The 26641-nt window shown below is 70.9% G+C and carries 26 protein-coding genes; 9 read left to right on the top strand and 17 right to left on the bottom strand.

Features of this window, described 5'->3' with window-relative positions; genetic code table 11:
* Nucleotides 1–103 precede the first annotated feature (103 nt).
* Nucleotides 104–1585, top strand: a complete 1482-nt coding sequence (locus tag ACFY9E_RS22210) for an LCP family protein (protein WP_390986729.1) — start codon at nt 104–106, stop codon at nt 1583–1585.
* A gap of 7 nt (nt 1586–1592) precedes the next feature.
* Here ACFY9E_RS22210 and ACFY9E_RS22215 read toward each other — a convergent pair whose 3' ends face one another.
* Nucleotides 1593–2150 carry a hotdog domain-containing protein gene (locus tag ACFY9E_RS22215; protein WP_390986732.1) on the bottom strand — a complete coding sequence of 186 codons (558 nt, stop codon included), beginning with the start codon at nt 2148–2150 and terminating at the stop codon, nt 1593–1595.
* A gap of 119 nt (nt 2151–2269) precedes the next feature.
* Here ACFY9E_RS22215 and ACFY9E_RS22220 point away from each other — a divergent pair, with 119 nt between their 5' ends.
* Entirely contained in the window at nt 2270–3553 is a 1284-nt protein-coding gene (locus tag ACFY9E_RS22220) for an LCP family protein (protein WP_390986734.1), read from the top strand.
* A 63-nt stretch (nt 3554–3616) separates the two neighbouring features.
* On the opposite strand, the gene ACFY9E_RS22225 is transcribed toward ACFY9E_RS22220, so the two are convergent.
* Nucleotides 3617–3982 carry a four-helix bundle copper-binding protein gene (locus tag ACFY9E_RS22225; protein WP_390986740.1) on the bottom strand — a complete coding sequence of 122 codons (366 nt, stop codon included), beginning with the start codon at nt 3980–3982 and terminating at the stop codon, nt 3617–3619.
* Between the two features lie 248 nt (nt 3983–4230).
* Here ACFY9E_RS22225 and ACFY9E_RS22230 point away from each other — a divergent pair, with 248 nt between their 5' ends.
* Complete coding sequence (locus ACFY9E_RS22230) at nt 4231–5436, top strand: phospholipase D-like domain-containing protein (protein ID WP_390986743.1); 1206 nt, start codon at nt 4231–4233, stop codon at nt 5434–5436.
* A gap of 40 nt (nt 5437–5476) precedes the next feature.
* On the opposite strand, the gene ACFY9E_RS22235 is transcribed toward ACFY9E_RS22230, so the two are convergent.
* Nucleotides 5477–6634 carry an acyl-CoA dehydrogenase gene (locus ACFY9E_RS22235; protein ID WP_283974627.1) on the bottom strand — a complete coding sequence of 386 codons (1158 nt, stop codon included), beginning with the start codon at nt 6632–6634 and terminating at the stop codon, nt 5477–5479.
* A gap of 188 nt (nt 6635–6822) precedes the next feature.
* Here ACFY9E_RS22235 and ACFY9E_RS22240 point away from each other — a divergent pair, with 188 nt between their 5' ends.
* The gene (locus ACFY9E_RS22240) at nt 6823–8166 is read left to right on the top strand and encodes a nucleotide sugar dehydrogenase (protein ID WP_390986747.1); all 1344 of its coding nucleotides are present in this window, start codon (nt 6823–6825) and stop codon (nt 8164–8166) included.
* Between the two features lie 124 nt (nt 8167–8290).
* Here the strand turns inward: ACFY9E_RS22240 and ACFY9E_RS22245 are convergent, their stop codons facing one another.
* Complete coding sequence (locus ACFY9E_RS22245; RefSeq protein ID WP_390986749.1) at nt 8291–8809, bottom strand: CGNR zinc finger domain-containing protein; 519 nt, start codon at nt 8807–8809, stop codon at nt 8291–8293.
* Nucleotides 8810–8925: 116 nt separating this feature from the next.
* On the opposite strand from ACFY9E_RS22245, the gene ACFY9E_RS22250 reads away from it, so the two are divergent.
* Both ACFY9E_RS22250 and ACFY9E_RS22255 read left to right on the top strand, forming a co-directional pair.
* Nucleotides 8926–9294 (top strand): VOC family protein, encoded by a 369-nt coding sequence (locus tag ACFY9E_RS22250; RefSeq protein ID WP_390986751.1) that lies wholly within the window; start codon nt 8926–8928, stop codon nt 9292–9294.
* A 14-nt stretch (nt 9295–9308) separates the two neighbouring features.
* Nucleotides 9309–9701, top strand: coding sequence for a VOC family protein (locus ACFY9E_RS22255; protein ID WP_390986753.1), 393 nt, complete (start codon nt 9309–9311; stop codon nt 9699–9701).
* Nucleotides 9702–9723: 22 nt separating this feature from the next.
* Here ACFY9E_RS22255 and ACFY9E_RS22260 read toward each other — a convergent pair whose 3' ends face one another.
* The 4 genes from ACFY9E_RS22260 to ACFY9E_RS22275 all read right to left on the bottom strand — a co-directional run bounded on the left by ACFY9E_RS22260 (nt 9724) and on the right by ACFY9E_RS22275 (nt 13929).
* The gene (locus ACFY9E_RS22260) at nt 9724–10860 is read right to left on the bottom strand and encodes a membrane dipeptidase (protein ID WP_390986756.1); all 1137 of its coding nucleotides are present in this window, start codon (nt 10858–10860) and stop codon (nt 9724–9726) included.
* A gap of 213 nt (nt 10861–11073) precedes the next feature.
* The gene (locus ACFY9E_RS22265; protein ID WP_390986759.1) at nt 11074–12261 is read right to left on the bottom strand and encodes a membrane dipeptidase; all 1188 of its coding nucleotides are present in this window, start codon (nt 12259–12261) and stop codon (nt 11074–11076) included.
* A 4-nt stretch (nt 12262–12265) separates the two neighbouring features.
* Complete coding sequence (purE, locus tag ACFY9E_RS22270) at nt 12266–12793, bottom strand: 5-(carboxyamino)imidazole ribonucleotide mutase (protein WP_390986762.1); 528 nt, start codon at nt 12791–12793, stop codon at nt 12266–12268.
* Nucleotides 12790–13929, bottom strand: coding sequence for a 5-(carboxyamino)imidazole ribonucleotide synthase (locus tag ACFY9E_RS22275; protein WP_390986764.1), 1140 nt, complete (start codon nt 13927–13929; stop codon nt 12790–12792). Before ACFY9E_RS22275 ends, purE begins: the two co-directional genes overlap by 4 nt.
* A 163-nt stretch (nt 13930–14092) precedes the next feature.
* Between ACFY9E_RS22275 and ACFY9E_RS22280 the strand changes: the two genes are divergently transcribed.
* Nucleotides 14093–14599, top strand: a complete 507-nt coding sequence (locus ACFY9E_RS22280; protein WP_390986767.1) for a GtrA family protein — start codon at nt 14093–14095, stop codon at nt 14597–14599.
* Between the two features lie 27 nt (nt 14600–14626).
* On the opposite strand, the gene ACFY9E_RS22285 is transcribed toward ACFY9E_RS22280, so the two are convergent.
* Nucleotides 14627–15901: an ATP-binding protein gene (locus ACFY9E_RS22285; protein WP_390986770.1), complete on the bottom strand. Its 1275-nt coding sequence runs from the start codon at nt 15899–15901 to the stop codon at nt 14627–14629.
* A 29-nt stretch (nt 15902–15930) separates the two neighbouring features.
* Nucleotides 15931–16608 carry a response regulator transcription factor gene (locus tag ACFY9E_RS22290; RefSeq protein ID WP_030844734.1) on the bottom strand — a complete coding sequence of 226 codons (678 nt, stop codon included), beginning with the start codon at nt 16606–16608 and terminating at the stop codon, nt 15931–15933.
* A gap of 515 nt (nt 16609–17123) precedes the next feature.
* On the opposite strand from ACFY9E_RS22290, the gene ACFY9E_RS22295 reads away from it, so the two are divergent.
* Nucleotides 17124–18629, top strand: a complete 1506-nt coding sequence (locus ACFY9E_RS22295; protein WP_390986773.1) for an oligopeptide:H+ symporter — start codon at nt 17124–17126, stop codon at nt 18627–18629.
* Nucleotides 18630–18689: 60 nt separating this feature from the next.
* Here ACFY9E_RS22295 and ACFY9E_RS22300 read toward each other — a convergent pair whose 3' ends face one another.
* From ACFY9E_RS22300 to ACFY9E_RS22315, 4 genes are all read right to left on the bottom strand, one after another.
* Nucleotides 18690–19679, bottom strand: coding sequence for a hypothetical protein (locus tag ACFY9E_RS22300; RefSeq protein WP_390986775.1), 990 nt, complete (start codon nt 19677–19679; stop codon nt 18690–18692).
* Between the two features lie 108 nt (nt 19680–19787).
* On the bottom strand, nt 19788–20489 hold the full coding sequence (locus ACFY9E_RS22305) for an LPXTG cell wall anchor domain-containing protein (protein ID WP_390986778.1): 702 nt from the start codon (nt 20487–20489) through the stop codon (nt 19788–19790).
* Nucleotides 20490–20877: 388 nt separating this feature from the next.
* Nucleotides 20878–21429 carry an ATP-binding protein gene (locus ACFY9E_RS22310; protein WP_390986780.1) on the bottom strand — a complete coding sequence of 184 codons (552 nt, stop codon included), beginning with the start codon at nt 21427–21429 and terminating at the stop codon, nt 20878–20880.
* Nucleotides 21430–21672: 243 nt separating this feature from the next.
* Nucleotides 21673–22050, bottom strand: a complete 378-nt coding sequence (locus ACFY9E_RS22315; RefSeq protein ID WP_031102780.1) for an STAS domain-containing protein — start codon at nt 22048–22050, stop codon at nt 21673–21675.
* A gap of 240 nt (nt 22051–22290) precedes the next feature.
* Here ACFY9E_RS22315 and ACFY9E_RS22320 point away from each other — a divergent pair, with 240 nt between their 5' ends.
* Nucleotides 22291–23217 (top strand): SigB/SigF/SigG family RNA polymerase sigma factor, encoded by a 927-nt coding sequence (locus tag ACFY9E_RS22320; protein WP_390986783.1) that lies wholly within the window; start codon nt 22291–22293, stop codon nt 23215–23217.
* A 71-nt stretch (nt 23218–23288) separates the two neighbouring features.
* Here ACFY9E_RS22320 and ACFY9E_RS22325 read toward each other — a convergent pair whose 3' ends face one another.
* Genes ACFY9E_RS22325 through ACFY9E_RS22335 form a run of 3 tightly spaced genes read right to left on the bottom strand, consistent with a single transcriptional unit; the run spans nt 23289 to nt 26560 of the window.
* Nucleotides 23289–24002, bottom strand: coding sequence for a hypothetical protein (locus ACFY9E_RS22325; RefSeq protein WP_390986785.1), 714 nt, complete (start codon nt 24000–24002; stop codon nt 23289–23291).
* A gap of 15 nt (nt 24003–24017) precedes the next feature.
* Nucleotides 24018–24323 carry a hypothetical protein gene (locus ACFY9E_RS22330; protein ID WP_390986788.1) on the bottom strand — a complete coding sequence of 102 codons (306 nt, stop codon included), beginning with the start codon at nt 24321–24323 and terminating at the stop codon, nt 24018–24020.
* Nucleotides 24324–24355: 32 nt separating this feature from the next.
* The gene (locus ACFY9E_RS22335; protein ID WP_390986791.1) at nt 24356–26560 is read right to left on the bottom strand and encodes a glycoside hydrolase domain-containing protein; all 2205 of its coding nucleotides are present in this window, start codon (nt 26558–26560) and stop codon (nt 24356–24358) included.
* Between the last annotated feature and the right edge of the window lie 81 nt (nt 26561–26641).

The raw sequence follows: 26641 nt of genomic DNA on the forward strand, positions 1-26641 counted from the left end.
GGGGACACCGGTGCGCGCCGCCGGGGCGGTGGCGCGGGCCGCAGATCGTATCGGCCTACGGTTTCACGGATCCCACGTACGGCCGTCGTCCGGAGGTGTCCCCATGCCCACGCCGCCGCGGTCCCCTCGGTCCACCGCCGCACCCCGGCGCCGCCCCCAGCCCCCCTCTCCCCGCCGCGCTCCGCGCCGCCCGGGCCCGCCCCGGCGCACACCGCGCTGGGGCATGCGGGCGGTCACCACGCTGTCCGTGGTGGTCCTCGCCTCCGCCGGTATCGGGCACGCGGTGATGACGAGCCTCGACGCCGACATCGCCCGGGTCGACCCCTTCAAGGACATGAAGAACCGGCCGCAGGCGGGCCACGGCATGAACGTCCTGCTGGTCGGCACCGACGGCCGGGAGAAGATCAGCAAGGAGGAGCGCCGCAAGTACCGGCTGGGCGGCGCCCCCTGCCACTGCACCGACACGATCATGATCGTGCACATCTCCGAGGACCGGGAACGGGCGAGCGTGGTGAGCCTGCCGCGCGACTCGTACGCGGTGACACCCGCGCACACCGACCGGACGAGCGGCAAGCGGCACCACGGGCACCCCATCAAGCTGAACGCGGCGTACGCCGAGGGCGGGCCGCAGCTGACCGTGCGCACGGTCGAGGACATGACGAAGGTGAAGATCGACCACTACCTGGAGGTCGACTTCACCAGCTTCATGAGGACGGTCGACGTGGTGGGGGGCGTGCAGATCTGCACCGCGGACCCGCTGAAGGACAGCTACACCGGCCTGAACCTCCCCGCCGGCCGGCACACGCTCGCGGGCGGGCAGGCGCTCCAGTTCGTCCGCGCCCGCCACGTCGACGGGGCCTCCGACCTGGGCCGCATGAAACGGCAGCAGCGCTTCATGGCGGCACTCGTGGAACGGCTCACCTCGTCCGGGATCCTCCTCAACCCGATGAAGTTCCGGGACGTGACGCGGGCGGTGCTCGGCTCGGTGCGGGCCGACAAGGGCTTCGGCACGGACGAGATGCTGGACCTGGGCCGGGCCATGCGGAACTTCTCGCCCTCCTCCTCGGAGTTCACGACCGTCCCGATCGGGCGGATGGGGTACGCCGTGAAGGGCGTCGGGTCGACGCTGAAGTGGGACCCGGTGAAGGCGGAGCGCCTCTTCGACGCCCTGCGCCAGGACCAGCCGCTGTCCGTGCACCGGCCGCGCGGCGCGGCCCGGATCGTCCCGGTCGCCCCGCAGCAGATCCGCGTCCAGGTGGAGAACGGCACCCGCACCGCCGGCCTGGGCCGCCGGGTGGACGCGGCCCTGGCCTCCACCGGCTTCCGCACGACCAAGGCCCCGGTGAACTCCGCCGCCCGCGACGTCAGGCGCACGGTCGTCGCCCACGACCCCCGCTGGGACCGCTCCGCCAAGTCCCTCGCGGCGGCTCTGCCGGGCAGTGAGCTCCGGGCGGTCAAGGGCCTGGGCCCGACCTTGAAGGTGATCGCCGGAGCGGACTTCGAACGCGTGCAGAAGGTGCGGGCCGAGGACCCGGGGCAGGGCGAGTTCGGGGTGGTGCGGGGCGACGAGGTGGCGTGCTCGTAGGCGCGCGTCAGTCCTCGAAGCCCTCTGCCGCTCGCTTCTCCCGCAGGTCCATGATCGCGCGGCGGCGGGCCAGGCGGTGGGTGCGCCGGATCTGGGCCTCCTGGTAGCGACGCTTGTCGCGTTCGGTCTCCGGGAGGACCGGCGGGACCCGGCGGGGCTTGCCGTCGGCGTCGACCGCGGCGAAGACGAGGTAGGCGGAGCCGACCTGCGTGGGCGGGGCGGACTCGTTCCAGCGTTCGGCCAGGACCCGGACGCCGACCTCCATCGACGTACGGCCCGTCCAGTTGACCTGTGCCTTGACGTGAACGAGGTCACCGACGCGGACCGGCTCCAGGAACGCCATCTCGTCCATGGAGGCGGTGACGGCCGGCCCGCCGGAGTGCCGCCCGGCAACGGCTCCCGCCGCGTCGTCGACCAGCTTCATGATCACCCCGCCGTGCACCGTCCCCAGAAGGTTCGTGTCGTTGTGGGTCATGATGTGGCTGAGGGTGGTGCGGGACGCCGAAGTCGGCTTGCCCGGGATTTCCGGACTGCCGGAATCCGCAGCTGGGACCTGGTCTGTCATGGCCCCCACCTTATGCCGAGGCGGCATGAGGGGGATTTGTGTCAGCTTCGCCACAGCCGTGCTCTGATTTTCCGACGACTCTTGTATGGCCCACTACGTGGACCTGCACACTGGGGCGCATGAATGATTGGCCCGAGGGGTTTTCCGGCGACAACCGCGGCAGCCGGTACGGACGCGGAAGCTCGAGCGCGCAGCCCGAGAGCGCCCGTGTCATGCGGCAGGTCCGCCGCGGTCCGGCGGCATCGCCCGGGCAGGCGGCGTACGGCGGCGGAGTACCGCAGCAGCCGTCCTACGTCGACGGGGGCGGCCACGGCCCCGGTGACAGCTACGACAGCGGCTACAACACCGGCCAGGTCTACGGCTCCCCCGGCAGCCGAGGCCCCGGCGGTCCGGGCGACGGCGTGTACGAGCCGCGCCCGGCGCCGAACTGGCGCCGCCGCATCAAGGTGACGGCCATCACGGTGGTGACGCTGCTGGTCGTGACGAGCGTCGGCACGTACTTCTGGGCCGACTCCAAGCTCAACCGCGACGTCGACCTGTCGAAGGTCATCGACCGTCCGGAGGCGGGCGAGGGCACGAACTACCTGATCGTCGGCTCCGACAGCCGCAAGGGCATGTCGGCCGAGGAGAAGAAGAAGCTGCACACCGGGTCCGCCGAGGGCAAGCGCACGGACTCGATGATGATCCTGCACACCGGCGGCGGCGCCCCGACACTGATCTCGCTGCCGCGCGACTCGAACGTCACGATCCCGTCGTTCAAGGGCTCCGACTCCGGCAAGCTCTACCCGGCCACGGGCCGCCAGACGAAGCTGAACGCGGCCTACGCCGAGGACGGCCCGGAGCTGCTGGTGCGCACGGTGGAGGCCAACACGGGCCTGCACATCGACCACTACGTGGAGATCGGCTTCGCCGGCTTCGCGAACATCGTGGACGCGGTCGGCGGCGTCGAGATGGACATCCCGCAGGACATCAAGGACACCAAGTCCGGCGCGGACCTCAAGAAGGGCAAGCAGACGCTGAACGGCGAGCAGGCCCTCGCCTTCGTCCGCACCCGCTACGCCCTCAGGGGCTCCGACCTGGACCGCACGAAGAACCAGCAGAAGTTCCTGTCGGCCCTGGCCAACCAGGTCGCCACCCCGGGCACGGTTCTCAACCCCTTCAAGCTGTACCCGACCATGAGCGCCGGCCTGGACACCCTCGTGGTCGACAAGGACATGGGCCTGTACGACCTGGCGTCCATGTTCTGGGCGATGAAGGGCGTCAGCGGCGGCGACGGCAAGTCGATGAACATGCCGATCGCGGGCAACGCCGCCAACGGCAACCTCCAGTGGAACACCGCGAAGGTGAAGACGCTGGTGAGCCAGCTGAAGAACGACGAGCGGGTCACCGTCTCGGGCAACTGACCAGGCGGGCGGGCAGCGGAAGGGGGCACCCGGGCGGGTGCCCCCTTCGTGGTGCGGCGGTCCTCACATCGAGGCGGCCGACATCGAGCGGCACATCTCGGCGCAGCGGCGACAGGCCTCCGCGCACCGCATCATCTGTGCGTCGTCCGGCATGGACATACACGCCTCGGCGCACATGTCACAGGCCCGGGCGCACATCGCGCACATCTCGGCCATCAGGGGCGAGCGGCGCATCATCATGTCGGCGCACATGCGCGTCATCTCGGCACAGTCCATGACCGTGCGCATGATCTGCATCTGGGCCGGGCCGCCCATCTGCAGGCAGGAGCTCATGGTCTCCTCGCACACGCTGTGGCAGGCCATGCACGCCTGCACGCAGTCCTGCATCTCCTTGCTCAGCCGGGTCGTGGTGGCGGGCTGCTGGGTCATGACGTCCTCCCGGGAGGGGTGGCGGGAGCCGCGGATCGGCGCCCGCTCCTCTCGTCCTACGCCTGTGGCCCCATGAGCACCACAGGACGGACCCGCCCGTGTGCGGTGCGCCCCCTCCTGTGAGGCACGACTCACCGGGGTCTGCGTGAATCCTCCGGCAGCGGCAAAAAGGGTGTGCAGGCACGCCGGAGGCCCGGCGTCGCCGGGCCGGGGGCGGCGAGCGAACCGTGCAGGGGGGAGACCCACACATGACGCAGCAGACGTACGACGAACGGCGGGTGCCGGAGACGAGAGGGCCGGAGGGGCAGAAGCAGCGGCTGCGCAGGCGGCTGGAGCGGCTGATCGGCGTCGCCGCGACCGAGGGCAACGAACTCGTGCCGCTGCGCAACGGCGACGAGATCTTCCCCGCGATGCTGGCCGCCATACGCGCCGCGGAGCACACCGTCGACATGATGACGTTCGTGTACTGGCGCGGCGAGGTCGCCCACGAGTTCGCCGACGCCCTGGCCGAGCGGGCCCGCGCGGGGGTCCGGGTGCGGCTGCTGCTGGACGGCTTCGGGGCCAAGGAGATAGAGCCCGGCCTGCTGGACGCCATGGACGAGGCCGGTGTCCAGGTGGCCTGGTTCCGCAGACCCACGCGCCTGTCGCCGATGCGGCAGAATCACCGCTGCCACCGCAAGGTGCTGGTCACCGACGAGCACACGGCCTTCACCGGAGGTGTGGGCATCGCGCAGGAGTGGTGCGGCGCCGCCCGGAACCCGGACGAGTGGCGCGACACCCATGTCCAGGTCCGCGGACCCGCCGTGGACGGCATCGCCGCGGCCTTCGCCCAGAACTGGGCCGAGTGTCACGACGACCTCTACGACGACCACGACCGCTTCACCGCCCAGGAGCAGCCCGGCCGGGCCACGGTCCAGGTCGTGCGGGGGTCGGCCGCCTTCGGCTGGCAGGACATGCAGACGGTGCTGCGGGTCCTGATCACCTCGGCGCGGGAGCGCCTGCGGGTGGCCACGGCCTACTTCGCCCCCGACACCTACTTCGTCGACCTCCTGGCCGCGGCGGCGCGCCGCGGGGTCCGGGTCGAGATCCTGCTGCCCGGCCCGTACACCGACCAGCGGGCGTGCCTGCTGGCCGGGCGGCAGCACTACCAGACGCTCGTCGACGCGGGGGTGGACGTGCGGGAGTACCAGCCGACCATGCTCCACACGAAGATCATCACGGTCGACGGGGTGTGCTCCCTCATCGGCTCCACGAACTTCAACCGCCGCTCCATGGAGCACGACGAGGAGGTCGTGCTGGCCGTCCTCGACGAGGACTTCACCGCGGCCCTGGACGCCGACTTCGACGCCGACCGGGAGCGCAGCGAGCCGATCGACGCCACCCGGTGGAAGCGGCGCCCCCTGCCCCAGCGCCTCGCCGAAGCCGCGGTCACCCCGATCCGCCGCTTCCTGTGACAACGCCGGGGACCGGAGCGTCCCGGCCCCCGGAGCGCGGCTACGGCAGGTTGCGCGCCATGACGATGCGCTGGACCTGGTTCGTACCCTCGTAGATCTGCGTGATCTTGGCGTCGCGCATCATGCGCTCCACCGGGTAGTCGCGCGTGTAGCCGTACCCGCCGAGGAGCTGGACCGCGTCCGTGGTGACCTCCATCGCCACGTCCGAGGCGAAGCACTTGGCGGCGGCGCCCAGGTAGGTGAGGTCGGCGTCGACGCGCTGGGAGGCGGCGGCGGCCTGGTAGGTCAGGGCGCGGGCGGCCGAGATCTTCATGGCCATGTCGGCGAGCATGAACTGGATGCCCTGGAAGTCGGCGATCGGCTTGCCGAACTGCTTGCGCTCCTGGACGTAGCCCTTGGCGTAGTCGAGGGCGCCCTGGGCTATGCCGAGGGCCTGGGCGGCGATGGTGATGCGGGTGTGGTCGAGGGTCTTCATCGCCGTGGCGAAGCCGGTGCCCTCCTCGCCGATCATGCGGTCGGCGGGGATGCGGACGTTGTCGAGGTAGACCTCGCGGGTCGGGGAGCCCTTGATGCCGAGCTTCTTCTCGGGGGCACCGAAGGAGACGCCCTCGTCGGACTTCTCGACGACGAAGGCGGAGATGCCCTTGGAGCGCTTGGCCGGGTCGGTGACGGCCATCACCGTGTAGTACTCGGACTCACCGGCGTTGGTGATCCAGCGCTTCACGCCGTTGAGGACGTAGTGGTCGCCGTCGCGGACGGCCTTCGTCTTCATGCCGGCGGCGTCGGAACCGGCGTCGGGCTCGGAGAGGCAGTACGAGAACATGCCGTCGCCCTTGGCGAGCGGGGTCATGTACCGCTTCTTCAGGTCCTCGGAGCCGGAGAGGATCACCGGCAGGGAGCCCAGCTTGTTCACGGCCGGGATGAGGGAGGAGGAGGCGCACACGCGGGCGACCTCTTCGATCACGATGACGGTGGCCAGCGCGTCCGCGCCCGAGCCTCCGTACTCCTCCGGTACGTGCACCGCGTGCAGGTCGTTCGCCACCAGCGCGTCGAGGGCCTCGCGGGGGAAGCGGGCCTCCTCGTCCACCGCGGCGGCGTGCGGCGCGATCTTCGCCTCGGCCAGCGAGCGGACGGCGTCACGGAGCATGTCGTGCTCCTCGGACGGGCGGTACAGGTCGAAGTCAGCCGATCCGGCCAAGGTTTCTCACGCTCCAAAACGCTGCGATGCTGGCGCTAACTACCGTTAAGTAATCAAAAGTTTATGGGGTCGCCCACGGGAGTGATACGTGAGCTAGGCGACAGCGGAGAAGTTGCCCAGTGAAGCGCGCGGCCATGCCCCGGATATGCTCGGGCGCGCACCACATGCCGCAGACCCCTGGAGCACCCATGGCCCTGAAGATCACCGTGATCGGCACCGGTTATCTCGGCGCGACACACGCGGCGGCCATGGCCGAGCTGGGGTTCGAGGTGCTCGCCCTGGACGTCGTGCGCGAGAAGATCGAGAAGCTGGAGCGCGCCGAGGCCCCGATGTACGAGCCGGGCCTCGAGGAGCTGCTGCGCAAGCACGTCGCCGGCATCGAGGGCTCCAGCGGCCGGCTGCGCTTCACCCAGGACTGGGCGGAGGTCGGCGCGTTCGGCGATGTGCACTTCGTCTGTGTGAACACCCCGCAGCGGCACGGCGAGTACGCCTGCGACATGAGCTATGTCGACTCCGCGTTCGCCTCGCTCGCGCCGCATCTGCACGGTCCGGCGCTGGTCGTCGGCAAGTCGACCGTGCCGGTCGGCTCGGCGGACCGCCTCGCCGCCTACCTGGCCGCGCACGCGCCCGCGGGGGCGGACGCCGAACTCGCGTGGAACCCGGAGTTCCTGCGCGAGGGCTTCGCCGTCGACGACACGCTGCACCCCGACCGGCTCGTGGTGGGCGTGCGCAGCGAGCGCGCGGAGAAGCTGCTGCGGGAGGTGTACGCCACGCCGATCGCCGAGGGCTCGCCGTTCGTGGTCACGGACTTCCCGACCTCCGAGCTGGTGAAGACCTCCGCGAACTCCTTCCTCGCCACGAAGATCTCGTTCATCAACGCGATGGCGGAGGTGTGCGAGGCCGCGGGTGGTGACGTGGCCAAGCTGGCGGAGGCCATCGGGTACGACGACCGGATCGGAAGGAAGTTCCTGCGGGCCGGGATCGGCTTCGGCGGCGGGTGTCTGCCGAAGGACATCCGGGCGTTCATGGCGCGCGCCGGTGAGCTGGGCGCGGACCAGGCGCTGACGTTCCTGCGGGAGATCGACTCGATCAACATGCGCCAGCGCGGGCAGATGGTGGAGCTGGCCCGGCAGGCGCTGGGCGGCGGGCCGTTCCTGGGCAAGCGGGTGGCGGTGCTGGGCGCGACCTTCAAGCCCGACTCGGACGACGTGCGGGACTCCCCCGCGCTCAACGTGGCCGGGCAGATCCACCTCCAGGGCGGCCAGGTCACGGTCTACGACCCGAAGGGCATGGACAACGCCCGCAGTGTCTTCCCGACGCTCGGCTACGCCGACTCGGCGCTGGACGCCGTGCGCGGGGCCGACATCGTGCTGCACCTGACGGAGTGGCGGGAGTTCCGCGAGCTGGACGAGGAGGCCCTCGGCGAAGTCGCGGCGGCGCGGGTGATCCTGGACGGCCGCAACGCCCTCGACCCGGAGCGCTGGCGCAAGGCCGGCTGGACGTACCGGGCGATGGGACGCCCGAAGGCCTGATCGCCGGCGGACGCGGAGACAGGTGACGCCGGTTCGGCCGAGGCTCAGTCGGCCGAACCGGCGTCTTCGTTCATTCTGCCCCAGCCGGCCGTGAGGCGGGGCGGCAACAGGGGTCAGGGCGCCCCTACACGTCCTTGGCGACGTCCTTGGCCCGGTAGCGGCGCATCTTCGCGCGGGCCCCGCAGACCTGCATGGAGCACCAGCGGCCGCGACCGGCCGGGCTGCGGTCGTAGTAGGCCCAGTGGCAGTCGGCGGCCTCGCACGCCTTGAGACGGGTCCAGGTGCCGGCGACCAGGGCCTCGGCGACGGCGGCGGCCACGCGCGCGTGCAGGGAGCGGCCGTCGGCGGGGGTCAGGGCGGCCGAGCCGTCCGCCGCGTCGACCGTGACGAGCAGCGGGGCATCGGCCAGGAGGTCGTCGAGGGGGGTGACCTCCCGGTGGGGCGGGTGGCCGGCGTGGGCGAGCAGGGTCGCGCGCAGCGACTCGCGCAGGGTGCGGGCCCGGTCCGTCTCGTCCGGGGTGATGCCGAGGCGCGCCCGGCCCTCGGGCGTGTCCAGGGCGTCGGCGCCGGACTCGATGTCCAGCGTGTTCACCAGGGCCTCGACCAGGGTCAGGCCGCCGGGCGCGGGCGATCTCTCCGTCATGGCTGGACCGTACCTCTCGCGATTCCCCTTGCGAGGTTACCTCCTATGGGGGAGCATGCAGTAACGGTTACCGGTTACCCGCCCCTGTGGGTAACCCCCACTTCGAGGAGGAAGTCATGGCTCTCGCCAAGCTGGGTGTCGTCGTCCTGGACTGTCCCGACCCGCGGGCCCTGGCCGGTTTCTACGCCGAGGTGCTCGGCGGCACGCCGACGGTGGAGACCGACGGGGAGGACGAGTGGGTCGACCTGAAGGTGCCGGGCGGCGCACTGGCCTTCCAGGCATCCCCCGGGTACGTGCCACCGACGTGGCCGTCGCCCGACGGCTCGCAGCAGTTCCACCTCGACCTGGTCGTCGACGACCTGGACGCGGCCGAGAAGGGCGTGCTGGCCCTCGGCGCGAAGCCGCTGGACGCCGAGGACCGGGAGCGGACCTTCCGGGTTTACGCCGATCCGGCCGGGCACCCGTTCTGTCTCTGCGCCTGCTGACGTCTGGAGGCCCCATGTCCGCCGTGGCACGTTTCCGTTCCGTGGTCGTCGACTGCCCCGACCCCCGCGAGCTGGCCCGCTTCTACGCGCAGGTCGGCGGCGGTACGCCGGAGGACGACGACCCCGACTGGGTGGTGCTGCGCGTCCCCGGCGGGCCCCGGCTCGCCTTCCAGCGCTCCCCCGGTTACACCGCCCCGGAGTGGCCGCGGGCCGACCGCAACGCCCAGCAGTTCCACCTCGACTTCGACGCGGGGGCGACCTGGGACGAGATCGACGCGGCCGAGGAGCGGGTGCTGGCCCTGGGCGCGCGGGTGCTGGACAAGGAGGACTACGAGAAGAAGGACTTCCGCGTCTACGCCGACCCGGTGGGGCATCCGTTCTGCCTGTGCCGGATCGAAGACGCCTGATCCGGCCCGGCAGGCGGGGCCGCTAGCCGTCCAGGTCCGCGATCGTCGCCGTCGAGGGTTCGCGGCGCTGCTGGGCAGCGCGGGCCGTGAAGTCGGCACCCCGCAGGACCCGCTGGACGTTGCCCCAGGTCAGCAGGGCAACGTCGGCCTCCTCCCAGCCGCGTCGCAGCAGCTCGGCGACCAGCCTGGGAAAGCAGGAGGTGTCGCCGAGCTCCTGCGGGTGGGCGGCCCCGGTGTCGTACGTGCCGGACAGTCCGACGCAGTGCGCTCCGGCCACGGCGCGGATGTGGTCGAGATGGTCGGCGACATCGCGGACGGTCGGGCCGGCCTGCTCGGCCGTCAGCGGCACCAGACACAGTCCCCTGGCCGCGCCCAGCTCCGCCAGCAGGTCGTCGGGGAGGTTGACGGGGTGCGGGCGCAGGGCCCGGGCGGCGGAGCGGCTGCACAGCACGGGCGCCCGGGACAGGCTCAGGACGCGGCGGACGGTCTGGGCGGACGCGCCGGAGAGGTCCACGATCACGCCGAGCCGGTTCATCTCCCGCACGACCTCCTCGCCGAACCGGGTCAGCCCCGCGTCACTCGCCCAGGACACACCGGTCAGCGTCAGGGCACGCAGGCCGAGCAGGTGCAGCTGGCGCAGGATGCCGAGCGAGTCGCCCAGGGCCGGGGCTCCGGCGGGACCGAAGAGCACGGCGACGCGGCCGCAGTTGCGGGCGTCCGCGACCTGCCCGGCCGTGCAGACCGGCCGCAGGCCCTCCTCGCAGCTCCGCGCGACGGTCTTCGCCAGGTCCAGTTGCTCCAGGGTGGCGCCGACGGCCCGGTCGCCGTCGAGGCCCTCGGGCAGGTGCAACGACCAGAACAGCGCGCCCACATGGCCGCCGCGCAGCCGGGGCACATCCGTGTCGACGGTGCTCTCGCCGTCCTCCAGGTCGTACCAGGACATGCGCTTGAGCGCCCAGGGCAGTCCGTTGTAGCCGTCGGCCACGGGGTGCGCGGCGAGGATGGCGTGGGCCCGGGTCATGGGCGCGTCGTCCGGGTCGGAGACGGGCTCGTAGGACTCCGCCGTGACCAGGCCCTCATCGGGGTACGGCTCGGCCAGCTCGTCGAACCCGCCGGCGGCCGCGGCGGTGGGGCGCAGGTCGTCCTGGAGGTCTGCCATGGCGGCTCCGTACGCTCGTTCGTGAGGTACGGTCACCGTCGCACGGAGCGGAGAGCGGTTCCTGGTGGGCGGGGCGTTCGGAGTACGACGCCGGCCTCGTGCGCGGGTGCCCCGTGGCGCGGCCGCGATCGGGGCGCCGCTGAGGCGGGAGGCGGGTCCGGTACGCGGGGCGGGCGGGGCGACCGGCTCCCCCGGCCACCCCGCCCGCCCCGCTCAGCCGGCGGGCGCGTCCAGCGACTCGATCGTGGCGTTGGACGGCGGCCGCGTCGCCTGGAGCCCCCGGGCCACGTCCTCCGCCGCGTCCAGGACCCGGACCGCGTTCTTCCAGGTCAGCTTGGCCAGATCGGCCTTGGACCAGCCGCGGTCGAGCAGTTCCGCGAGGAGGTTCGGGTAGCCGGAGACGTCGGCGAGCCCCTCGGGGGTGAAGGCGGTGCCGTCGTAGTCGCCGCCGATGCCGAGGTGGTCGACGCCGGCCGTCTCACGCATGTGGTCCAGGTGGTCGGCGACCGTCGACACCGTGGCGACCGGGCGCGGGTGGCGCTCCTCGAAGGCGCGGTGCACCTTCATGGCGGGCGCGGTGGTGTCGAGGGGGTGGAAGCCGTGGGCCCGCATGTTCTCGTCGGCCGCGGCCGTCCAGTCCACGGCCGCCTGGAGGACGAACTTCGGCACGAACGTCACCATCGCGACACCGCCGTTGGCGGGCAGCCGCTCCAGGACGTCGTCCGGGATGTTGCGCGGGTGGTCGCAGACGGCCCGCGCGGAGGAGTGGGAGAAGATCACCGGGGCCGAGCTCGCGTCCAGCGCGTCCCGCATGGTCGTCGCCGCGACGTGGGAGAGGTCGACGAGCATGCCGAGCCGGTTCATCTCGCGGACGACCTCACGGCCGAACGCGGTGAGGCCACCGGCCTTCGGCTCGTCGGTCGCCGAGTCGGCCCAGTCGACGTTGTCGTTGTGGGTGAGCGTGAGGTAGCGCACGCCGAGCCCGTACAGGCCGCGCAGCGCGCCCAGGGAGTTGGCGATCGAGTGGCCGCCCTCCGCGCCCATGAGGGAGGCGATACGGCCCTCCCCGCGTGCGGCCTCCATGTCGGCGGCCGTCAGCGCGGGACGCAGGTCCTCGGCGTGCCTGGTCAGCAACTGCCGTACGCAGTCGATCTGTTCGAGCGTGTCCGCGACCGGGGAGGGTGAGTCGGTGCGGACGTAGACCGACCAGTACTGCGCGCCGACCCCGCCGGCGCGCAGCCGGGGGATGTCGGTGTGCAGATGGGCGCTCTGGTCGGCGGCGATGTCGCGGGCGTCGAGGTCGTAGCGGACCTGTGCGCGCAGGGCCCAGGGCAGGTCGTTGTGGCCGTCGACGACCGGGAACTCGCTGAGGAGTTCCCGGGCCGCCTCCTGGGAGGTCACGTCGTCACTTCCCCGCGCCGAAGCCGAAGCCGCCCGCACCCTCGACCTTGGAGCGCAGGCGCTTGCCCTTCTCGGTGGCCTGGTCGTTGAGCTCCTGCTGGAACTCGCGCATGCGGACGCGCAGGTCCTCGTCGTGCGCGGCGAGGATGCGGGCCGCGAGCAGACCGGCGTTGCGAGCACCGGCGACGGAGACCGTCGCGACCGGGACACCGGCCGGCATCTGCACGATGGACAGGAGGCTGTCCATGCCGTCGAGGTACTTCAGCGGCACGGGCACGCCGATGACCGGCAGTGGGGTGACGGAGGCCAGCATGCCGGGCAGGTGGGCGGCGCCGCCCGCCCCGGCGATGATCACCTTGAGCCCGCGGCCGTCGGCCTGCTCGCCGTAGGCGACCATCTCGCGCGGCATGCGGTGCGCGGAGACGACGTCGACCTCGTAGGCGATCTCGAACTCGTCGAGGGCCTGGGCGGCGGCCTCCATGACGGGCCAGTCGGAGTCCGACCCCATGACGATGCCAACAACAGGGCTCATTCGGTGATGGTGCCTCTCAGGTAGCCGGCAGCGTGACGGGCGCGCTCCAGCACGTCGTCCAGGTCGTCGCCGTAGGTGTTGACGTGACCGACCTTGCGGCCGGGCTTCACGTCCTTGCCGTACATGTGGATCTTCAGCTGGGGATCGCGGGCCATGCAGTGCAGGTACGCGGAGTACATGTCCGGGTAGTCGCCGCCGAGGACGTTGACCATGACCGTCCACTCGGCGCGCGGACGCGGGTCACCGAGGGGCAGGTCCAGGACGGCTCGCACATGGTTGGCGAACTGGCTGGTGACGGCGCCGTCCATCGACCAGTGGCCGGAGTTGTGCGGGCGCATCGCGAGCTCGTTGACGAGGATGCGGCCGTCGCGGGTCTGGAACAGCTCGACGGCGAGGTGCCCGACGACACCGAGCTCCTTGGCGATGCTCAGCGCCATCTCCTCGGCCCGCAGCGCGAGGGCGTGGTCGAGGCCGGGGGCCGGCGCGATGACCGTGTCGCAGACGCCGTTGACCTGGCGGGACTCGACGACCGGATAGGCGACGGCCTGGCCGTGCGGGGAGCGCACGACGTTGGCGGCGAGCTCGCGCAGGAAGTCGACCTTCTCCTCGGCGAGCACGGGGACACCGGCCTTGAACGGCTCGGCGGCCTCCTCGGCGGAGTCGACGACCCACACGCCCTTGCCGTCGTAGCCGCCGCGGACGGTCTTGAGGACGACGGGGAAGCCCTCGCCCTCGGCCGCGAAGGCGGCCACGTCCTGCGGGTCGCTCACGATCCGGTGCCGTGGACACGGCACACCGATCGCGTCGAGCTTCGCGCGCATCACCCCCTTGTCCTGGGCGTGCACGAGCGCGTCGGGGCCGGGGCGCACGGGGATGCCATCCGCCTCCAGGGCCCTGAGGTGCTCGGTGGGCACGTGTTCGTGATCGAAGGTGATCACATCGCACCCGCGGGCGAACTCGCGCAGCGTGTCGAGGTCGCGATAGTCGCCGACGACGACATCGCTCACGACCTGCGCAGCGGAGTCCTGCGGGGTGTCACTGAGGAGCTTGAACCTGATGCCGAGCGGGATGCCCGCCTCGTGTGTCATACGAGCGAGCTGGCCACCGCCGACCATGCCGACTACCGGGAATGTCACTCCCCCAGGGTATCGGCCGCGCCGGAGTGGCCGGTTTCCTGCCCCTCCCCGGCCCTGCCCGGACCATCTCCGGCCGCCCACCGGCGTCCGCAGGAAGATCGCGAGGACGGGTGGTTAGCATGGCTGGGTTGACGCCGACGAACGGACGGGGGCCTGCACGACCATGGGACATGGTGCCTCTCGGCTCCGGCGGACCGTTCGCGAGGTCGCCAAATTCGGCGCGGTGGGCGGGGCCGGGGTGCTGGTCAACCTCGTCGTCTTCAACCTGGTCCGGCACACCACCGACCTCCAGGTGGTGCGCGCGAGTGTCATCGCGACCGTCGTGGCGATCGTCTTCAACTACGTCGGCTTCCGCTACTTCACGTACCGCGACCGCGACAAGAGCCGCCGCACCCGTGAGATGACCCTGTTCCTGCTGTTCAGCGCGATCGGCCTGGTCATCGAGAACGGCGTCCTGTACACGGCGACGTACGGCTTCGGCTGGGACACCCCGCTGCAGAACAACGTCTTCAAGTTCCTGGGCATCGGCATCGCGACGCTGTTCCGCTTCTGGTCCTACCGCTCCTGGGTCTTCCGCGCGCTCCCCACCCACGAGACGCCGGCGTCCGCGGGCCCGGCCCTGCACGACGAGCCGCCGAGCCCCCCGAAGCCGAGGCAGCAGGTGCCGTAGCCCTGCGGGCGCCCAGCCCGGCACCCCCTAGCGGACCATCGGTTCCTCGTCGTCCAGGGGCTTGTGCAGGGGCGTGCGGGAGAGGAACAGGCCGAAGACCGGGGGTTTGGTCTGGAGCATCTCCAGGCGGCCTCCGTCGGCCTCCGCGAGGTCGCGGGCGACCGCCAGGCCGATGCCCGTGGAGTTGCGGCCGCTGATCGCCCGTTCGAAGATCCGGGCGCCGAGGTCGGCGGGGACTCCGGGGCCCTCGTCCGTGACCTCGATCACCGCCTGGTTGCCGGTGACGCGGGTGCGCAGGGCCACCGTGCCTCCGCCGTGCATGAGGGAGTTCTCGATCAGCGCGGCCAGGACCTGCGCGACCGCGCCGGGTGTGCCCACCGCGCGCAGATGCCGTTTGCCGGAGCTGACGATCGCCCGCCCCGCGCTGCGGTACGCCGGCCGCCACTCGGCGAGCTGCTGCTGGATGACCTCGTCGAGGTCGAAGGAGACGGCGGAGCCGGTGCGCGGATCGCGTGAGTTCGTCAGCAGCCGTTCCACGACGTCCGTCAGCCGCTCGACCTGCGTCAGCGCGATCGTCGCCTCCTCCTTCACCGTGTCCGGGTCGTCGGTGAGGGTGATCTCCTCCAGCCGCATCGACAGCGCCGTGAGCGGCGTGCGCAGCTGGTGGGAGGCGTCCGCGGCCAGCCGGCGTTCGGCGGTCAGCATGCGGGCGATGCGCTCGGCGGAGCTGTCCAGCACGTCGGCCACCCGGTCCAGCTCGGGCACCCCGTACCGCTTGTGCCGGGGTCGCGGATCGCCCGAGCCGAGCCGCTCGGCCGTCTCCGCGAGGTCGGTCAGGGGCGACGCCAGCCGGTTCGCCTGCCGGACCGCCAGCAGCACCGCGGCCACCACCGCCAGCAGCGCGACCAGCGCGATGATCAGCAGCGTCCGGCCGACCTCACGGGTCACCGAGGAGCGCGGCTCCTGGACGGTGACGGTCTCGCCCTCCTCACCGGGCGCGCTCGCGCTGATGACGTCCCCGACGGGCTTCGTGCCGACCTCGATGGGCGACTCCCCGGGGATGCGGATCACCGCGTAGTAGCGGTCCTGGGTGACCTGTTGGCGCAGCACCTCCGCGTCGACCTGCTGCGCTCCGAAGAGCCGGCTGTCGACGATGCTGGCCAGCCGCACCGCCTCGGACTCCACCCGCTCCTGGGCGCTGTTGCTGATGGTCCGGGTCTCGACGATGACGAGGGAGACGCCGAAGACGGCGATCACGACGAGCACCACGGCGAGCGTGGACTGGATCAGTCGGCGACGCATGTCCTGTTACCCGAGCCCGGCCCCGCGGCTCAGCTCTTCTCGAAACGGAAGCCCACACCGCGCACGGTGGCGATGTAGCGGGGGTTGGCGGCATCGTCGCCGAGCTTCTTGCGCAGCCAGGAGATGTGCATGTCGAGGGTCTTGGTCGACGACCACCAGGTCGTGTCCCAGACCTCCCGCATCAGCTGGTCGCGGGTGACGACCCGGCCCGCGTCCCGCACCAGCACCCGCAGCAGGTCGAACTCCTTCGCGGTGAGCTGGAGCTCCTCCTCGCCCATCCAGGCGCGGTGCGACTCCACGTCGATGCGCACGCCGTGCGTGGCGGGCGGCTGCTGCGGCTCGGAGGCGCCGCGCCGGAGCAGGGCCCGCACCCGGGCGAGCAGTTCGGCGAGCCGGAAGGGCTTGGTGACGTAGTCGTCGGCACCCGCGTCGAGCCCGACGACGGTGTCCACCTCGTCGGCGCGCGCGGTCAGGATGAGGATCGGGATGGCATGGCCTTCGCCACGCAGGCGCCGGGCCACCTCCAGACCGTCCATGCCGGGCAGACCGAGGTCGAGCACGACCAGGTCGACGCCGCCCTGCAGTCCGGCGTCGAGAGCGGTGGGTCCGTCCTCGCGGACCTCGACCTCGTAGCCCTCCCGGCGCAGAGCGCGGGCCAGGGGCTCCGAGATGGACGCGTCGTCCTCGGCGAGCAGTACACGGGTCATGAGGTGATGGTAGACCTGCGACGCCCTGAGCTGGGGTGTGACCGGAATCCTTGATCCTTACCGTTCACACACGCGGTTCTTACGTTCCGGGGGTAGCCGCCCGAACCTCTGCCTGTGGGGTGCGATCCTGGTAAGGACCTTGGAAATGGGGCGCACGGTTCCCCCCGCACCTGTGATCCGTGTCTCAAGCCCTTCCATATGCGGCGGTGTCCTGCCGTATGGTGATTCAACGCCTGTAGCACCACGGCGACCTTCGGAGGCTGTTTGCCCTGAAGGTCTCTTTTGTGTGCGGGCCGGTTCCCGCCGGCCCCCCACGTGAAACGACCTGTGCCGGGCCTCGCAGTGCGGCGACGCGCGCAGAGGCGTGGATCCCGGTGGCGACCGCCCACCGCTTCGTGACCCGGAGCGGACCCCCGTAGGCGTCGGACGGACGGCCGTACCCACCGGTGCCGGCAGCCCCCCAACGGGCGCACCACCGCTGCCGCGGGGCGCGTCCCGAGCAGCAAGGAACGACCATGGCGTCCAGCCTGACGAAGGACTCGGCCCGACCGGACACCCCCGGTGCCGAGAAGACCTTCTTCGGCCACCCCCGCGGACTGGCCACTCTGTTCATGACCGAGATGTGGGAGCGTTTCTCCTACTACGGCATGAGGGCCCTGCTCCCGCTGTACCTGGTGGCCCCGGGTGGCCTGCACCTGAGCGCGGGCACGGCGACGGCCATCTACGCCGTCTACCTGTCGCTCGTCTACCTGCTCACCCTGCCCGGCGGCTGGTTCGCCGACCGTGTCCTCGGCCCCCGCAAGACGGTCGCCGTCGCGGGCGTGGTCATCATGCTCGGCCACCTGTGCCTGGCGCTGCCCGCGGCGGCGAGCTTCTACGTCGGCCTGGGCCTGGTGGCCATCGGTTCCGGTCTGCTGAAGGCCAACATCTCCACGATGGTCGGCCACCTCTACGACGGCCCCGAGGACCCGCGCCGCGACGGCGGCTTCACGGTCTTCTACATCGGCATCAACCTCGGCGCCTTCATCGCGCCGCTGGTCATCGGCACCGTCGGTGAGAACGTCGACTGGCACCTGGGCTTCGCACTGGCCGCGCTCGGCATGGCGCTGGGCCTCGTCCAGTTCCTGCTCGGCAGCCGCCACCTGGACGCGAAGAGCAGCGTGGTCCCGACCCCGCTGACGCCCGCCGAGAAGGCGTCCACCCTGCGCAAGGGCCTGATCTGGCTGGCCGTCGCCGTGGTCTTCTACGGTCTGGTCGGCGGCACCGGCCACTTCACCCTGAACTGGGCGCTGATCCCGCTCACCCTCCTCGGCCTGATCGTTCCGATCCTGGTCATCTCCCGCATCATGCGCGACAAGGACCTGGACTCCGGCGAGCGCTCGAAGGTGTCGGCATACATCTGGTTCTTCGTCGCCGCCGCCGTCTTCTGGATGATCTACGACCAGGGCGGCTCGACCCTGTCGCTCTTCGCCAAGGAGAAGGCCGACAACACGATCCTCGGCTGGGAGTTCCCGGTCTCCTGGTACCAGTCGGTCAACCCGGTCCTGATCATGGCGCTGGCACCTGTCTTCGCCTGGCTGTGGCTGTGGCTGAACCGGCGCGGCCAGGAGCCGAGCACCATCGTGAAGTTCGCCTCCGGCCTGGTGCTGGTGGGCGCGTCCTTCTTCCTCTTCCTCGCCCCGCTGTCGATCGCCGAGGGCGGTCACAAGGCCGCGGCGATGTGGCTGGTCGCGATCTACTTCGTGCAGACCGTGGGTGAGCTGACGCTGTCGCCGGTGGGTCTGTCCGTGACGACGAAGATGGCGCCCGCGAAGTACGCCTCGCAGATGATGGGCGTCTGGTTCCTCGCGGTCACCGCGGGCGACTCCGTGACCGCGCTGCTGTCCAACCCGGCCGTCGGCGGGGTCAACCTCGACCGGACGGGCTTCGTGGCGCTGGAGGCGGCGCTCGCCGTGGTCGCCGGCTTCGCGGTGTACATGTACCGCAAGAAGGTCAAGGCCATGATGGGCGAGGTCCGCTGACGCCGGCCTCCGGACCCTGACGTCGGGCCGTCGCACCCCCCGGGGTGCGGCGGCCCTTCTTCATGGCCCTCCCGGCCCCGGCCGGTCGGCGTCCGGGGCGGACCAGGGCCGGGCCGCTGCCCCGCGGGGCGCCGACGGCCGCAGGCGGCGGGCCGGGCGGGCCGCGTGGCCGGGGCGGCGTGGCCGTACGTGGTCGATCACGGCCAGGGCCGCGCGGAACAGGGCCGCCGGCACGACCAGCAGGACGAGGACCCAGAACAGGGTCACGCCCCAGGGGCGCCCCACACCCCAGGGGTGTTCGGCGAGGACCTTGCCGCCGTACTTCAGCGACACGGTGTAGTCGCCGTGCGCCCCGGCCCCGAGCTCCACGGGCAGTTCGATGCGGGCCTTCCCTCCCGGCCGGATCGTGCCGCGCCACCGCTGGTCCTGCCACTCGGGGGCGAACACGCCGTGCGAGGTGCCGACCTGGAAGACCGGGTTCTTCACGGGGGAGGTGCCGACGTTGCCGACGGTGACCACGAGGGTCCGCGAGGGCGGGGAGCCGAACCAGGTGAGCAGCCCGCCGGAGCCGCGCAGCCGGGTGCCGGCGAGCAGGGACAGCCGTCCGCCGGCCGCTTCGGCGGGCATCGGCTCGACGGCGTGCCCGGCGACCCGGAGGGCCGCGTCGGCCTCGGCCCCTGCTCCCGTCACGGTCGCCACGTGCACCAGGCAGGGGCACGGCACCGGCGGCTCCACGACGGGCAGTTCGCGGCGGAAGCGGCCGTCGGGGCCGGTGGTGACGGCCCGGCCGTCGCCGTTGGCGCAGGAGTTGGTGCCGCCGGTCACGCCCCGCTCCGGTTCGGCCTGCCCGCACACCAGCAGCGTCAGCAGGGCACGCGGCCGCCAGCCGCTGCCGGTGACGGTGACCGAACCGCCCGTCCCCGCCTCGGACTCGGACAGCTCGACGACGGGCCGGTCCACCGCCGCGACGGGCCCGGCGCACGCCAGGACCAGCAGCAGCGCCAACAGCAGGGGCGGCGCCCCGTTCGGAAGACGGACGGCGGGCGGCATCGGCGGCTCCAGCGGTCGTACGGTGCGGGCGTACGGCGTCGGCGTCGGCGCCGCATCGGCATCCCGAAGCGAACCGGGACGTCGGCGCCTGTCAGGAGGGACGCGCGCTCAGCGCCCGGCCCGGGCCCCCTGGTGACGCCGTGACAGCCACAGGGCGCCCGCCGCGCCGGCCAGCAGGACCGTGCCGCCGAGGGTGCCGAGGGCGACGGCCGAGTCCTCCGGCCCGGTCTGCGGAAGCCCCGCACCGGCGTCCGGGCCGGAACCGGGACCCTGGGCGGATCCGGTGGTGCCGCCGCCGCTCGCGGCCGTGACGTCGAGGGTGAGGGACGGGCCCGGGTCGTTCGTCGGGGTGCACGTGGTGGTCGTACCGAGCGCCTTGATGGTGAGCACGCCGGCCGTGAAGGTGACCTCGCCGCTCTTCTTCGGTGTGTACGTGCCGCTCAGGTCGCTGATCTTGATGGGCGTGTTCGCCGGGATCGCGGCGTCGTTGGCGGGGCCCGTCACCGAGAGGGTGCCGCTGCCGGCGCCGCCCAGGGCGATGGTGGCGCTGGGCGTCATGGCGCCCTTGCCCAGTTCGACCGGGCTGGAGGAGACGCCCTTCTGCCAGGACATGGTGACCCGGTAGCCGCTGCCGCTCTCGACGGCCTTGATGTCGATGGGCGAGACGGCGCTCTTGTCGCCGATCGGCGTCTTGCACTGGTAGTTGACGTCGACGACCTCGGCCCGGGCGGCGGGGGCGGCCATCCACACCACCGAGCCGGCCAGGGCCGCGGCGGACGCGAGCGCGGCGGTTCGTTTCCGGTACGACACGGTGCCGCTCCCCTTCCTGTCCTGTTCCTGACGGCGTATCAGATAGGGCCGTCAAGGTACGCCCGGGACCTTGAGGAAGGAAGACACAGGGCGCGCCGGATCCACGCCGGAGCGGTCACCCGTTCGGGCGTACCCGGAGTGCCCGCTGGAGCCGGGAATCCGACAGGTATACACAGGAACGGACAGGTGCGCACAGGATCAGCCATACATGGCTACAGCCGGGCAATGGGTTCCAGGCGGGGCAAGGTTGCCCGAAATCGGGCAGGCGGGCCCAGGATCGCGCAGGCACGCGCGCCGATCCGGGTCACACCGGCTTGATTCAGGACAGAGATCATGGCGCGCCTGGAACCAGGCCGGCGCGCCACGGATCGGGCGAGGGCGCCCGGGATCAGGCGGGCGCGCCCAGTTCCGCCCACACCGTCTTGCCGGAGACCCCCGGCGTGCGGACGACGCCCCAGTCCAGGCACAGGCGCTGGACGATGAACATGCCATGGCCGCCCGGGCGTCCCGCGCGGTGCGGAGTGCGGGGTGCGGGCTGGCCCGTGCCGCGGTCGGCGACCTCGACACGGATCACCTTGTTGTCACAGGTGATCCGCAACTGGTCCGGCCCTTCGGCGTGCAGGCAGGCGTTGGTGACCAGCTCGGAGACGACCAGCAGCACATCCTCGGCCGCGGCGCGCTGGTCCGCGGAGGCGGCCGGCAGCCAGCCCCACGCGTACAGCGCCTGGCGGGTGAAGTCGCGGGCCAGCGGCACCACGCCGCTCTCGCCCTCGAAACTCAGCCGGCGCACCTGCCGGCCCCCCGGCGATGCCGCCCCGGACGGCGTGCCCACGCCCTCGCCGGACGCACCGGTCGCCGCCACGCCACCCTCGGACGCCCCGGAAGCGCCGCTGGGCTCCGGCCCGCGGTCGCCCGGCGGGTAGGGCCGGGTGGTGCTCATCAGCGCTTCACCTCACCGATTCACCAGTTCACGATTCAGAAAGTTCACTACACCGTCAGTCACGCAGCGCGCGGCGCGTCGGTTTCGCGGCGCCCCCGCCACCCTGGCGACCGACACGTTCAGGATGTCTCCTGCCCTGGCGGACCGAGGGAACACCCATGTATTCCGCACGAAAGGCGCGACGGGGCCGGGGCACCGGTCACAGGGGGATGTCCGAGGCACCGCACACCGACGCACCGCCGGTCAGCCCGACTCGTCGGCCAGGGCCGCCTCGAGCGAGTCGTGGACGCTGAAGACCGCGTCCGCGCCCGTGATCTCGAACACGCGGGCCACCACCGGCTGCATGCCGGCGAGCGAGACGCCGCCACCGGCCGCCTCCGCCTTCAGCCGCGCCCCGAGGAGCACGTTGAGGCCCGTGGAGTCACAGAACTCCAGGCGCGCGCAATCGATGACGAGGCGCTTGAATCCCTTGGCGAGGCAGTCCTCGAGTGGCTCACGCAACAGATCGGCGGTGTGGTGATCCAACTCACCCGCCGGGGTCACGACGGCACTAGAGCCCTCTTCCCGCACCTCCACCAGAAGCCGGCCAGACTGTGCGCTGCCGACCGTCCCGCGGTCCATGCCGTCTCTCTCTCCCGACGTCGAGGCTGGTTGCTGACGCCCTCGAACACTACGCCTTCCCAGCATGCTCCGACACCCGAACAACTACACACAAACGGACATATGCCCACAGAACGCACTTGCGGTGGGCTCGGGAAAGCGGGTAGGCCTAGATAAGGACACGTACCCGACACGGCCGGCTTTGGAGGCGCCGCACACCGCAGTGCACCTTACGGCTCCGGCAGCCATATGCCGAGAACGATGGAGGACATCATGTCACCCCGGCTCGACGCATCGCGTACCCCGAAAGCGACGTCGACACCCCCTCCGGAACATCTGAATCCCATCGAGCAGAACGAGATGCTCGTCACACAGGGCGAACTCCTCGCCGGACTTCCGGACATCCCCCCGTACGCGGAAGTCGACGCGGTCGACGCACGGGCCCTGTCGAAGACCCTCTTCGAGCGTCTGGAGACGCTGGAGGAAGGGACCCACGAGTACTCGTACGTCCGCAACACGCTCGTCGAACTGAACCTCGCGCTGGTCAAGTTCGCCGCCTCCCGGTTCCGCTCCCGCAGCGAGCCGATGGAGGACATCATCCAGGTCGGCACCATCGGCCTGATCAAGGCGATCGACCGCTTCGAGATGTCCCGCGGTGTGGAGTTCCCCACGTTCGCGATGCCGACCATCGTCGGCGAGATCAAGCGCTTCTTCCGCGACACCTCGTGGTCCGTGCGCGTTCCGCGACGGCTCCAGGAGCTGCGGCTCGACCTGGCCAAGGCCGGCGACGAGCTGGCCCAGAAGCTGGACCGCGCCCCGACGGTGGCCGAACTGGCCGAGCGCCTCGGCCTCTCCAACGACGAGGTCGTCGAGGGCATGGCCGCGTCGAACGCCTACACCGCCTCCTCGCTGGACGCCCAGCCGGAGGAGGACGACTCCGAGGGCGCGCTCGCGGACCGCATCGGCTACGAGGACCACGGGCTCGAAGGCATCGAGTACGTCGAGTCGTTGAAGCCGCTGATAGCCGAACTCCCGCCGCGCGACCGGAAGATCCTGTCCCTGCGGTTCGTCGCGGGCCTGACCCAGTCGGAGATCGGCGAAGAGCTCGGCATCTCGCAGATGCACGTCTCGCGTCTGCTGTCGCGGACGCTGGTGCGGCTGCGCAAGGGGCTGACCGTCGAGGAGTGATCCTCAATGGATGACGCTGTCCTCAGGGGGCGGACCGAACGTCCGCCCCCTGAGCGCGTGCCGTACGGGGCTCAGCCCGCCCGCTGCTCCTTCACCAGCTTCTTCGCGCGCTCGCGCCGGGACGGGGCCAGCACGTCGACCGTCACACCGGCGCCGTGTCCGGGTGTGGCCTCGGCCAGCCGCAGCCGGTCGGCGAGCTTCCGGACCGACGCGTCGTCCGGTCCGCGGTCGACATAGAACAGCGACTCGTCGACCGGGCTGTCGTCGCCGCCCCAGCGCACCACGCCCTCGCAGTCGGCGAGGATGTCGCGCACCGTCAGCACCTGCAGCGGGAAGAGGCTGCCGCTCGCGCCCGCGCCCGGACGGATCCGCACCGCGGTGCCCGAGGCAAGGTTGGACTCCGGCCCGTTCTGCTTCAGGCCGTCGATCCGCTGCCAGCCCGCGAGGTCAACACGGGGCAGTTGCTCGACCTCGTAGTGGTAGCGCCGGACGACGTGGAGCAGGATCGCCTCCACATCGCCGATCCGGACGTCGACCTCCAGGCCGGTGCCCGGGACGGAGCGCGTCCACACGGTGGAGACGTGGTTCGCCTCCTTCTCCAGGGTCCAGCCGTTGGCCGAGGTGGGGGCTTTCTTCGGTGCGCTCAAGGGGGCGCTCGCGGGGGCGGCCGTCGCGGTGCCCGGGGCGAGGGAGCCGACCGCCGCGGCGGCCGTGATCACGCCGGCGGTCCGCACCAGGGTTCGTCTGGATATCCCGTTCACGCTGCCGCGCCTCTCGGTGTGCACGTCTTGGTTCCCTTCTTACGGTGAGTAGATGATCAGCGCCGTGGTCGGCAGGAACGTGGCCAGGGCGCTGAGCCACCAGTAGGTCCGTGGGGTGAGCGAACTCCGGCGCGCGATGGAGCGGTTCACGGACAGCCAGAGCATGACGTACGGGACGACGATGATGGCCGCGATCGGCAGCCAGAGCACCATGGGGTCGTTGTCCGTCGACTCGGGGCCGCTCGTCCAGCTCGCTGCGAGGAACCACAGCATCCAGATCGGTATGACGCCCGGGATACCGAGAAGCACATTGGCGCCCACGGCAACCTGCCACCGTCTGGTCATCGAATCCAGCCTTCCTTCGTTCGCCTGTGTCACTAGGCGCGCGACAACGCGTTGTACTGCTCCAGGACGTTGTACAGGCCCATCAGCTCCCGTCCGTACTGCTCGGCGTCCGGGCCGGTGCCGTTGTACTGGGCGAGCACCGCCTGAGTGACGTTGACGTTGCCGCTCAGGTCCGGCCGGTCGATGCCCAGCACATCCGAGTTCCAGAGCAGCACGTACGCGACGGTGCGGACGTTGTACTCCTCGTCGTTGTGGAGCTTGTCCCAGACGTTGCGGAGGTCGGTCTTGGAGGTGTAGTCCAGCCCCTCGCCGTTGATGATGCCTTCGCCGATGCAGTAGTTGCGGGCCTTGATGGCGGTCGAGGCGAAGATCTGTCCCCACCCGGTGCTGCAGTCGTCCATCTGACCTGCCTTGACCGCTGCGTCGGAGGCGAAGTCGAGAGGGTTGAGCTTACGCAGTTCCCACAGGACCGGGGCCTGGATGAGGGCCTTGCGCATCCGCAGCGTCCGGGCCAGTGAGGTGAAGAGCCAGTCCGCGTCCACCACGGCGTTGAACGCCTCGGTGGTGGAGATGCCCCCCAGGCTGGCCCAATCCTTGTCGGTCCAGCCGTCACCGCCGGTCTCGGGGACGCCGATCGATTCCAGGTAGGCCTTCACGTCCTGGAGCATCAGGCTCCGGTACGCGGTCTCGTTCAGTCTCGTGTCGAGTCCGCCGAGGTCGGCACCGGCGTCGAAGTTGCTCTGGCCGTAGTCGCGGCCGGAGACGATGTTGTTGTCGATCTCGATCAGCCCGGCGCCGGAGCCAACCTTGACGGTGGAGATCTGGTCGAACGCCCAGTTGGTCGGCAACGGGTAGCCGAGGTTGCCGGAGAAGCCGCTGGACATGTCCGAGACGAAGCTCGCCGCGGCGTACCCGGCGTCCGCGACGCGCTGGCAGACGTTGCGGGGACCGTAGACGCCCACGCCGTAGCCGGAGTTCTCGCCGATCGTGCGCATGACCCCGCGGAAGTGCGGGATGACGTAGTCCGTGACCTCGCCGTCCATGGCGTCGTAGTCGACGGCGAAGTAGATGATGGTGCCGGCCTTGAAGCCGTGGTACTTGGCCCACTCGATCGCGCGGAACGCGTCGGCGGCGCCCTGGCTGGGGCTGAAGTAGTCGGCGGACCGGCTCCACGTCTGGAAGATCGGGAAGCAGCTGAGCCCGTATTCCTTGATGGTGGCCAGCTCGCCCGGCTGGATCTGCTTCTCCGGCAGGTCCGTGGTGGAGGGGTTGAAGAGGTACCGGCCGATGTACTTGTAGCCGGCGTCCTTCAGGGCCTGCGCCCGGGCGGGCGTGATCTTGGTGACGCCGTCGCAGGCGGTGCCCTTGCGGGACTGGTCGCCGTAGGAGACCAGCAGCGAGGCCCAGGTCTGGAAGTCGCCCTTGCCGGTGACCGGGAGCTTGCTGAAGGACTGGAAGGTCTCCACGCCGGACTGCACCGTGGAGGTGAAGTTGCCGAACGGCACGTTGCGCTTGTTCAGCACCATGGCCGCGGTGAACAGCTGCGCCCAGACACCGGTGGTGCCGGTCGACACGGTGTGGCTCTTCAGGCCGGACTGCGTGCCGGGCCCGAAGACGCCGTTGGCGACGCCGTCCGCCATGCCCAGCTCGTACTGGATCGCGAACAGCATCGACTTGGCGACGTCACGGGAGTGGTGACCGTCGCAGGGGATGATGTAGAAGTCCTTGCGCAGGACGTAACGGCCGTTCAGCCACTGCTGGATGGTGCGGATGGTGTCCGAGCCGTTGTTGACGGTGACGTAGGCGTCCATGTTGAACAGGCCCTTGACCACCTTGGGCCACAGGGAGCTGCCCGGGTACGTGCCGGAGACGCCCATGTTCTGGTTCAGCTTCACGACCGAGGCCTTGACCCGGTCGTTGTACTTGCCGTCGATGTCGCCGCCGTCGTAGCCCTTGCAGTACAGGGCGGACTGGATGATGCGGCAGAAGTTGGCCGACGGGATGGTCGTCTCGTCGAGCTTGCCGTAGCGCTCCCCCAGCTTCGCGAGGGTGGTCGGGCCGAAGGAGTCGGACAGGGTGGTGATGCCCATCTCGTACTGGAGCGCCCGGGTCAGCGCGTACATCACGGGCCAGCCGGTCTGGCCGTTCTCGTCCAGCTTGGATATGCCCAGCGTCGCGCCGTTGTTGTACGTGGTGTTGATGAATCTCTGGGCGCGCTGCACCATCTCGTCTGCCATGGGCTGCTTCCTCCTGTCGTCCGGAAAATGAGGCGGGGAGGAAAGCGCTGTCATCGTGGCGCGTGTACGGCTCACACCGAC

The sequence above is a fragment of the Streptomyces sp. NPDC012466 genome (genome assembly GCF_042955215.1).
Classification (GTDB): Bacteria; Actinomycetota; Actinomycetes; order Streptomycetales; family Streptomycetaceae; genus Streptomyces.

Coding starts and splice junctions, on each gene's coding strand:
- ACFY9E_RS22310 (WP_390986780.1), bottom strand. CDS start 21,429: ATGAGCACCACCCGGCCCTACCCGCCGGGCGACCGCGGGCCGGAGCCC.
- ACFY9E_RS22320 (WP_390986783.1), top strand. CDS start 22,291: ATGGAGGACATCATGTCACCCCGGCTCGACGCATCGCGTACCCCGAAA.
- ACFY9E_RS22300 (WP_390986775.1), bottom strand. CDS start 19,679: ATGCCGCCCGCCGTCCGTCTTCCGAACGGGGCGCCGCCCCTGCTGTTG.
- ACFY9E_RS22220 (WP_390986734.1), top strand. CDS start 2,270: ATGAATGATTGGCCCGAGGGGTTTTCCGGCGACAACCGCGGCAGCCGG.
- ACFY9E_RS22280 (WP_390986767.1), top strand. CDS start 14,093: ATGGGACATGGTGCCTCTCGGCTCCGGCGGACCGTTCGCGAGGTCGCC.
- ACFY9E_RS22315 (WP_031102780.1), bottom strand. CDS start 22,050: ATGGACCGCGGGACGGTCGGCAGCGCACAGTCTGGCCGGCTTCTGGTG.
- ACFY9E_RS22240 (WP_390986747.1), top strand. CDS start 6,823: ATGGCCCTGAAGATCACCGTGATCGGCACCGGTTATCTCGGCGCGACA.
- ACFY9E_RS22260 (WP_390986756.1), bottom strand. CDS start 10,860: ATGGCAGACCTCCAGGACGACCTGCGCCCCACCGCCGCGGCCGCCGGC.
- ACFY9E_RS22230 (WP_390986743.1), top strand. CDS start 4,231: ATGACGCAGCAGACGTACGACGAACGGCGGGTGCCGGAGACGAGAGGG.
- ACFY9E_RS22335 (WP_390986791.1), bottom strand. CDS start 26,560: ATGGCAGACGAGATGGTGCAGCGCGCCCAGAGATTCATCAACACCACG.
- ACFY9E_RS22295 (WP_390986773.1), top strand. CDS start 17,124: ATGGCGTCCAGCCTGACGAAGGACTCGGCCCGACCGGACACCCCCGGT.
- ACFY9E_RS22285 (WP_390986770.1), bottom strand. CDS start 15,901: ATGCGTCGCCGACTGATCCAGTCCACGCTCGCCGTGGTGCTCGTCGTG.
- ACFY9E_RS22255 (WP_390986753.1), top strand. CDS start 9,309: ATGTCCGCCGTGGCACGTTTCCGTTCCGTGGTCGTCGACTGCCCCGAC.
- ACFY9E_RS22330 (WP_390986788.1), bottom strand. CDS start 24,323: ATGACCAGACGGTGGCAGGTTGCCGTGGGCGCCAATGTGCTTCTCGGT.
- ACFY9E_RS22250 (WP_390986751.1), top strand. CDS start 8,926: ATGGCTCTCGCCAAGCTGGGTGTCGTCGTCCTGGACTGTCCCGACCCG.
- ACFY9E_RS22290 (WP_030844734.1), bottom strand. CDS start 16,608: ATGACCCGTGTACTGCTCGCCGAGGACGACGCGTCCATCTCGGAGCCC.
- ACFY9E_RS22215 (WP_390986732.1), bottom strand. CDS start 2,150: ATGACAGACCAGGTCCCAGCTGCGGATTCCGGCAGTCCGGAAATCCCG.
- ACFY9E_RS22210 (WP_390986729.1), top strand. CDS start 104: ATGCCCACGCCGCCGCGGTCCCCTCGGTCCACCGCCGCACCCCGGCGC.
- purE (WP_390986762.1), bottom strand. CDS start 12,793: ATGAGCCCTGTTGTTGGCATCGTCATGGGGTCGGACTCCGACTGGCCC.
- ACFY9E_RS22245 (WP_390986749.1), bottom strand. CDS start 8,809: ATGACGGAGAGATCGCCCGCGCCCGGCGGCCTGACCCTGGTCGAGGCC.
- ACFY9E_RS22225 (WP_390986740.1), bottom strand. CDS start 3,982: ATGACCCAGCAGCCCGCCACCACGACCCGGCTGAGCAAGGAGATGCAG.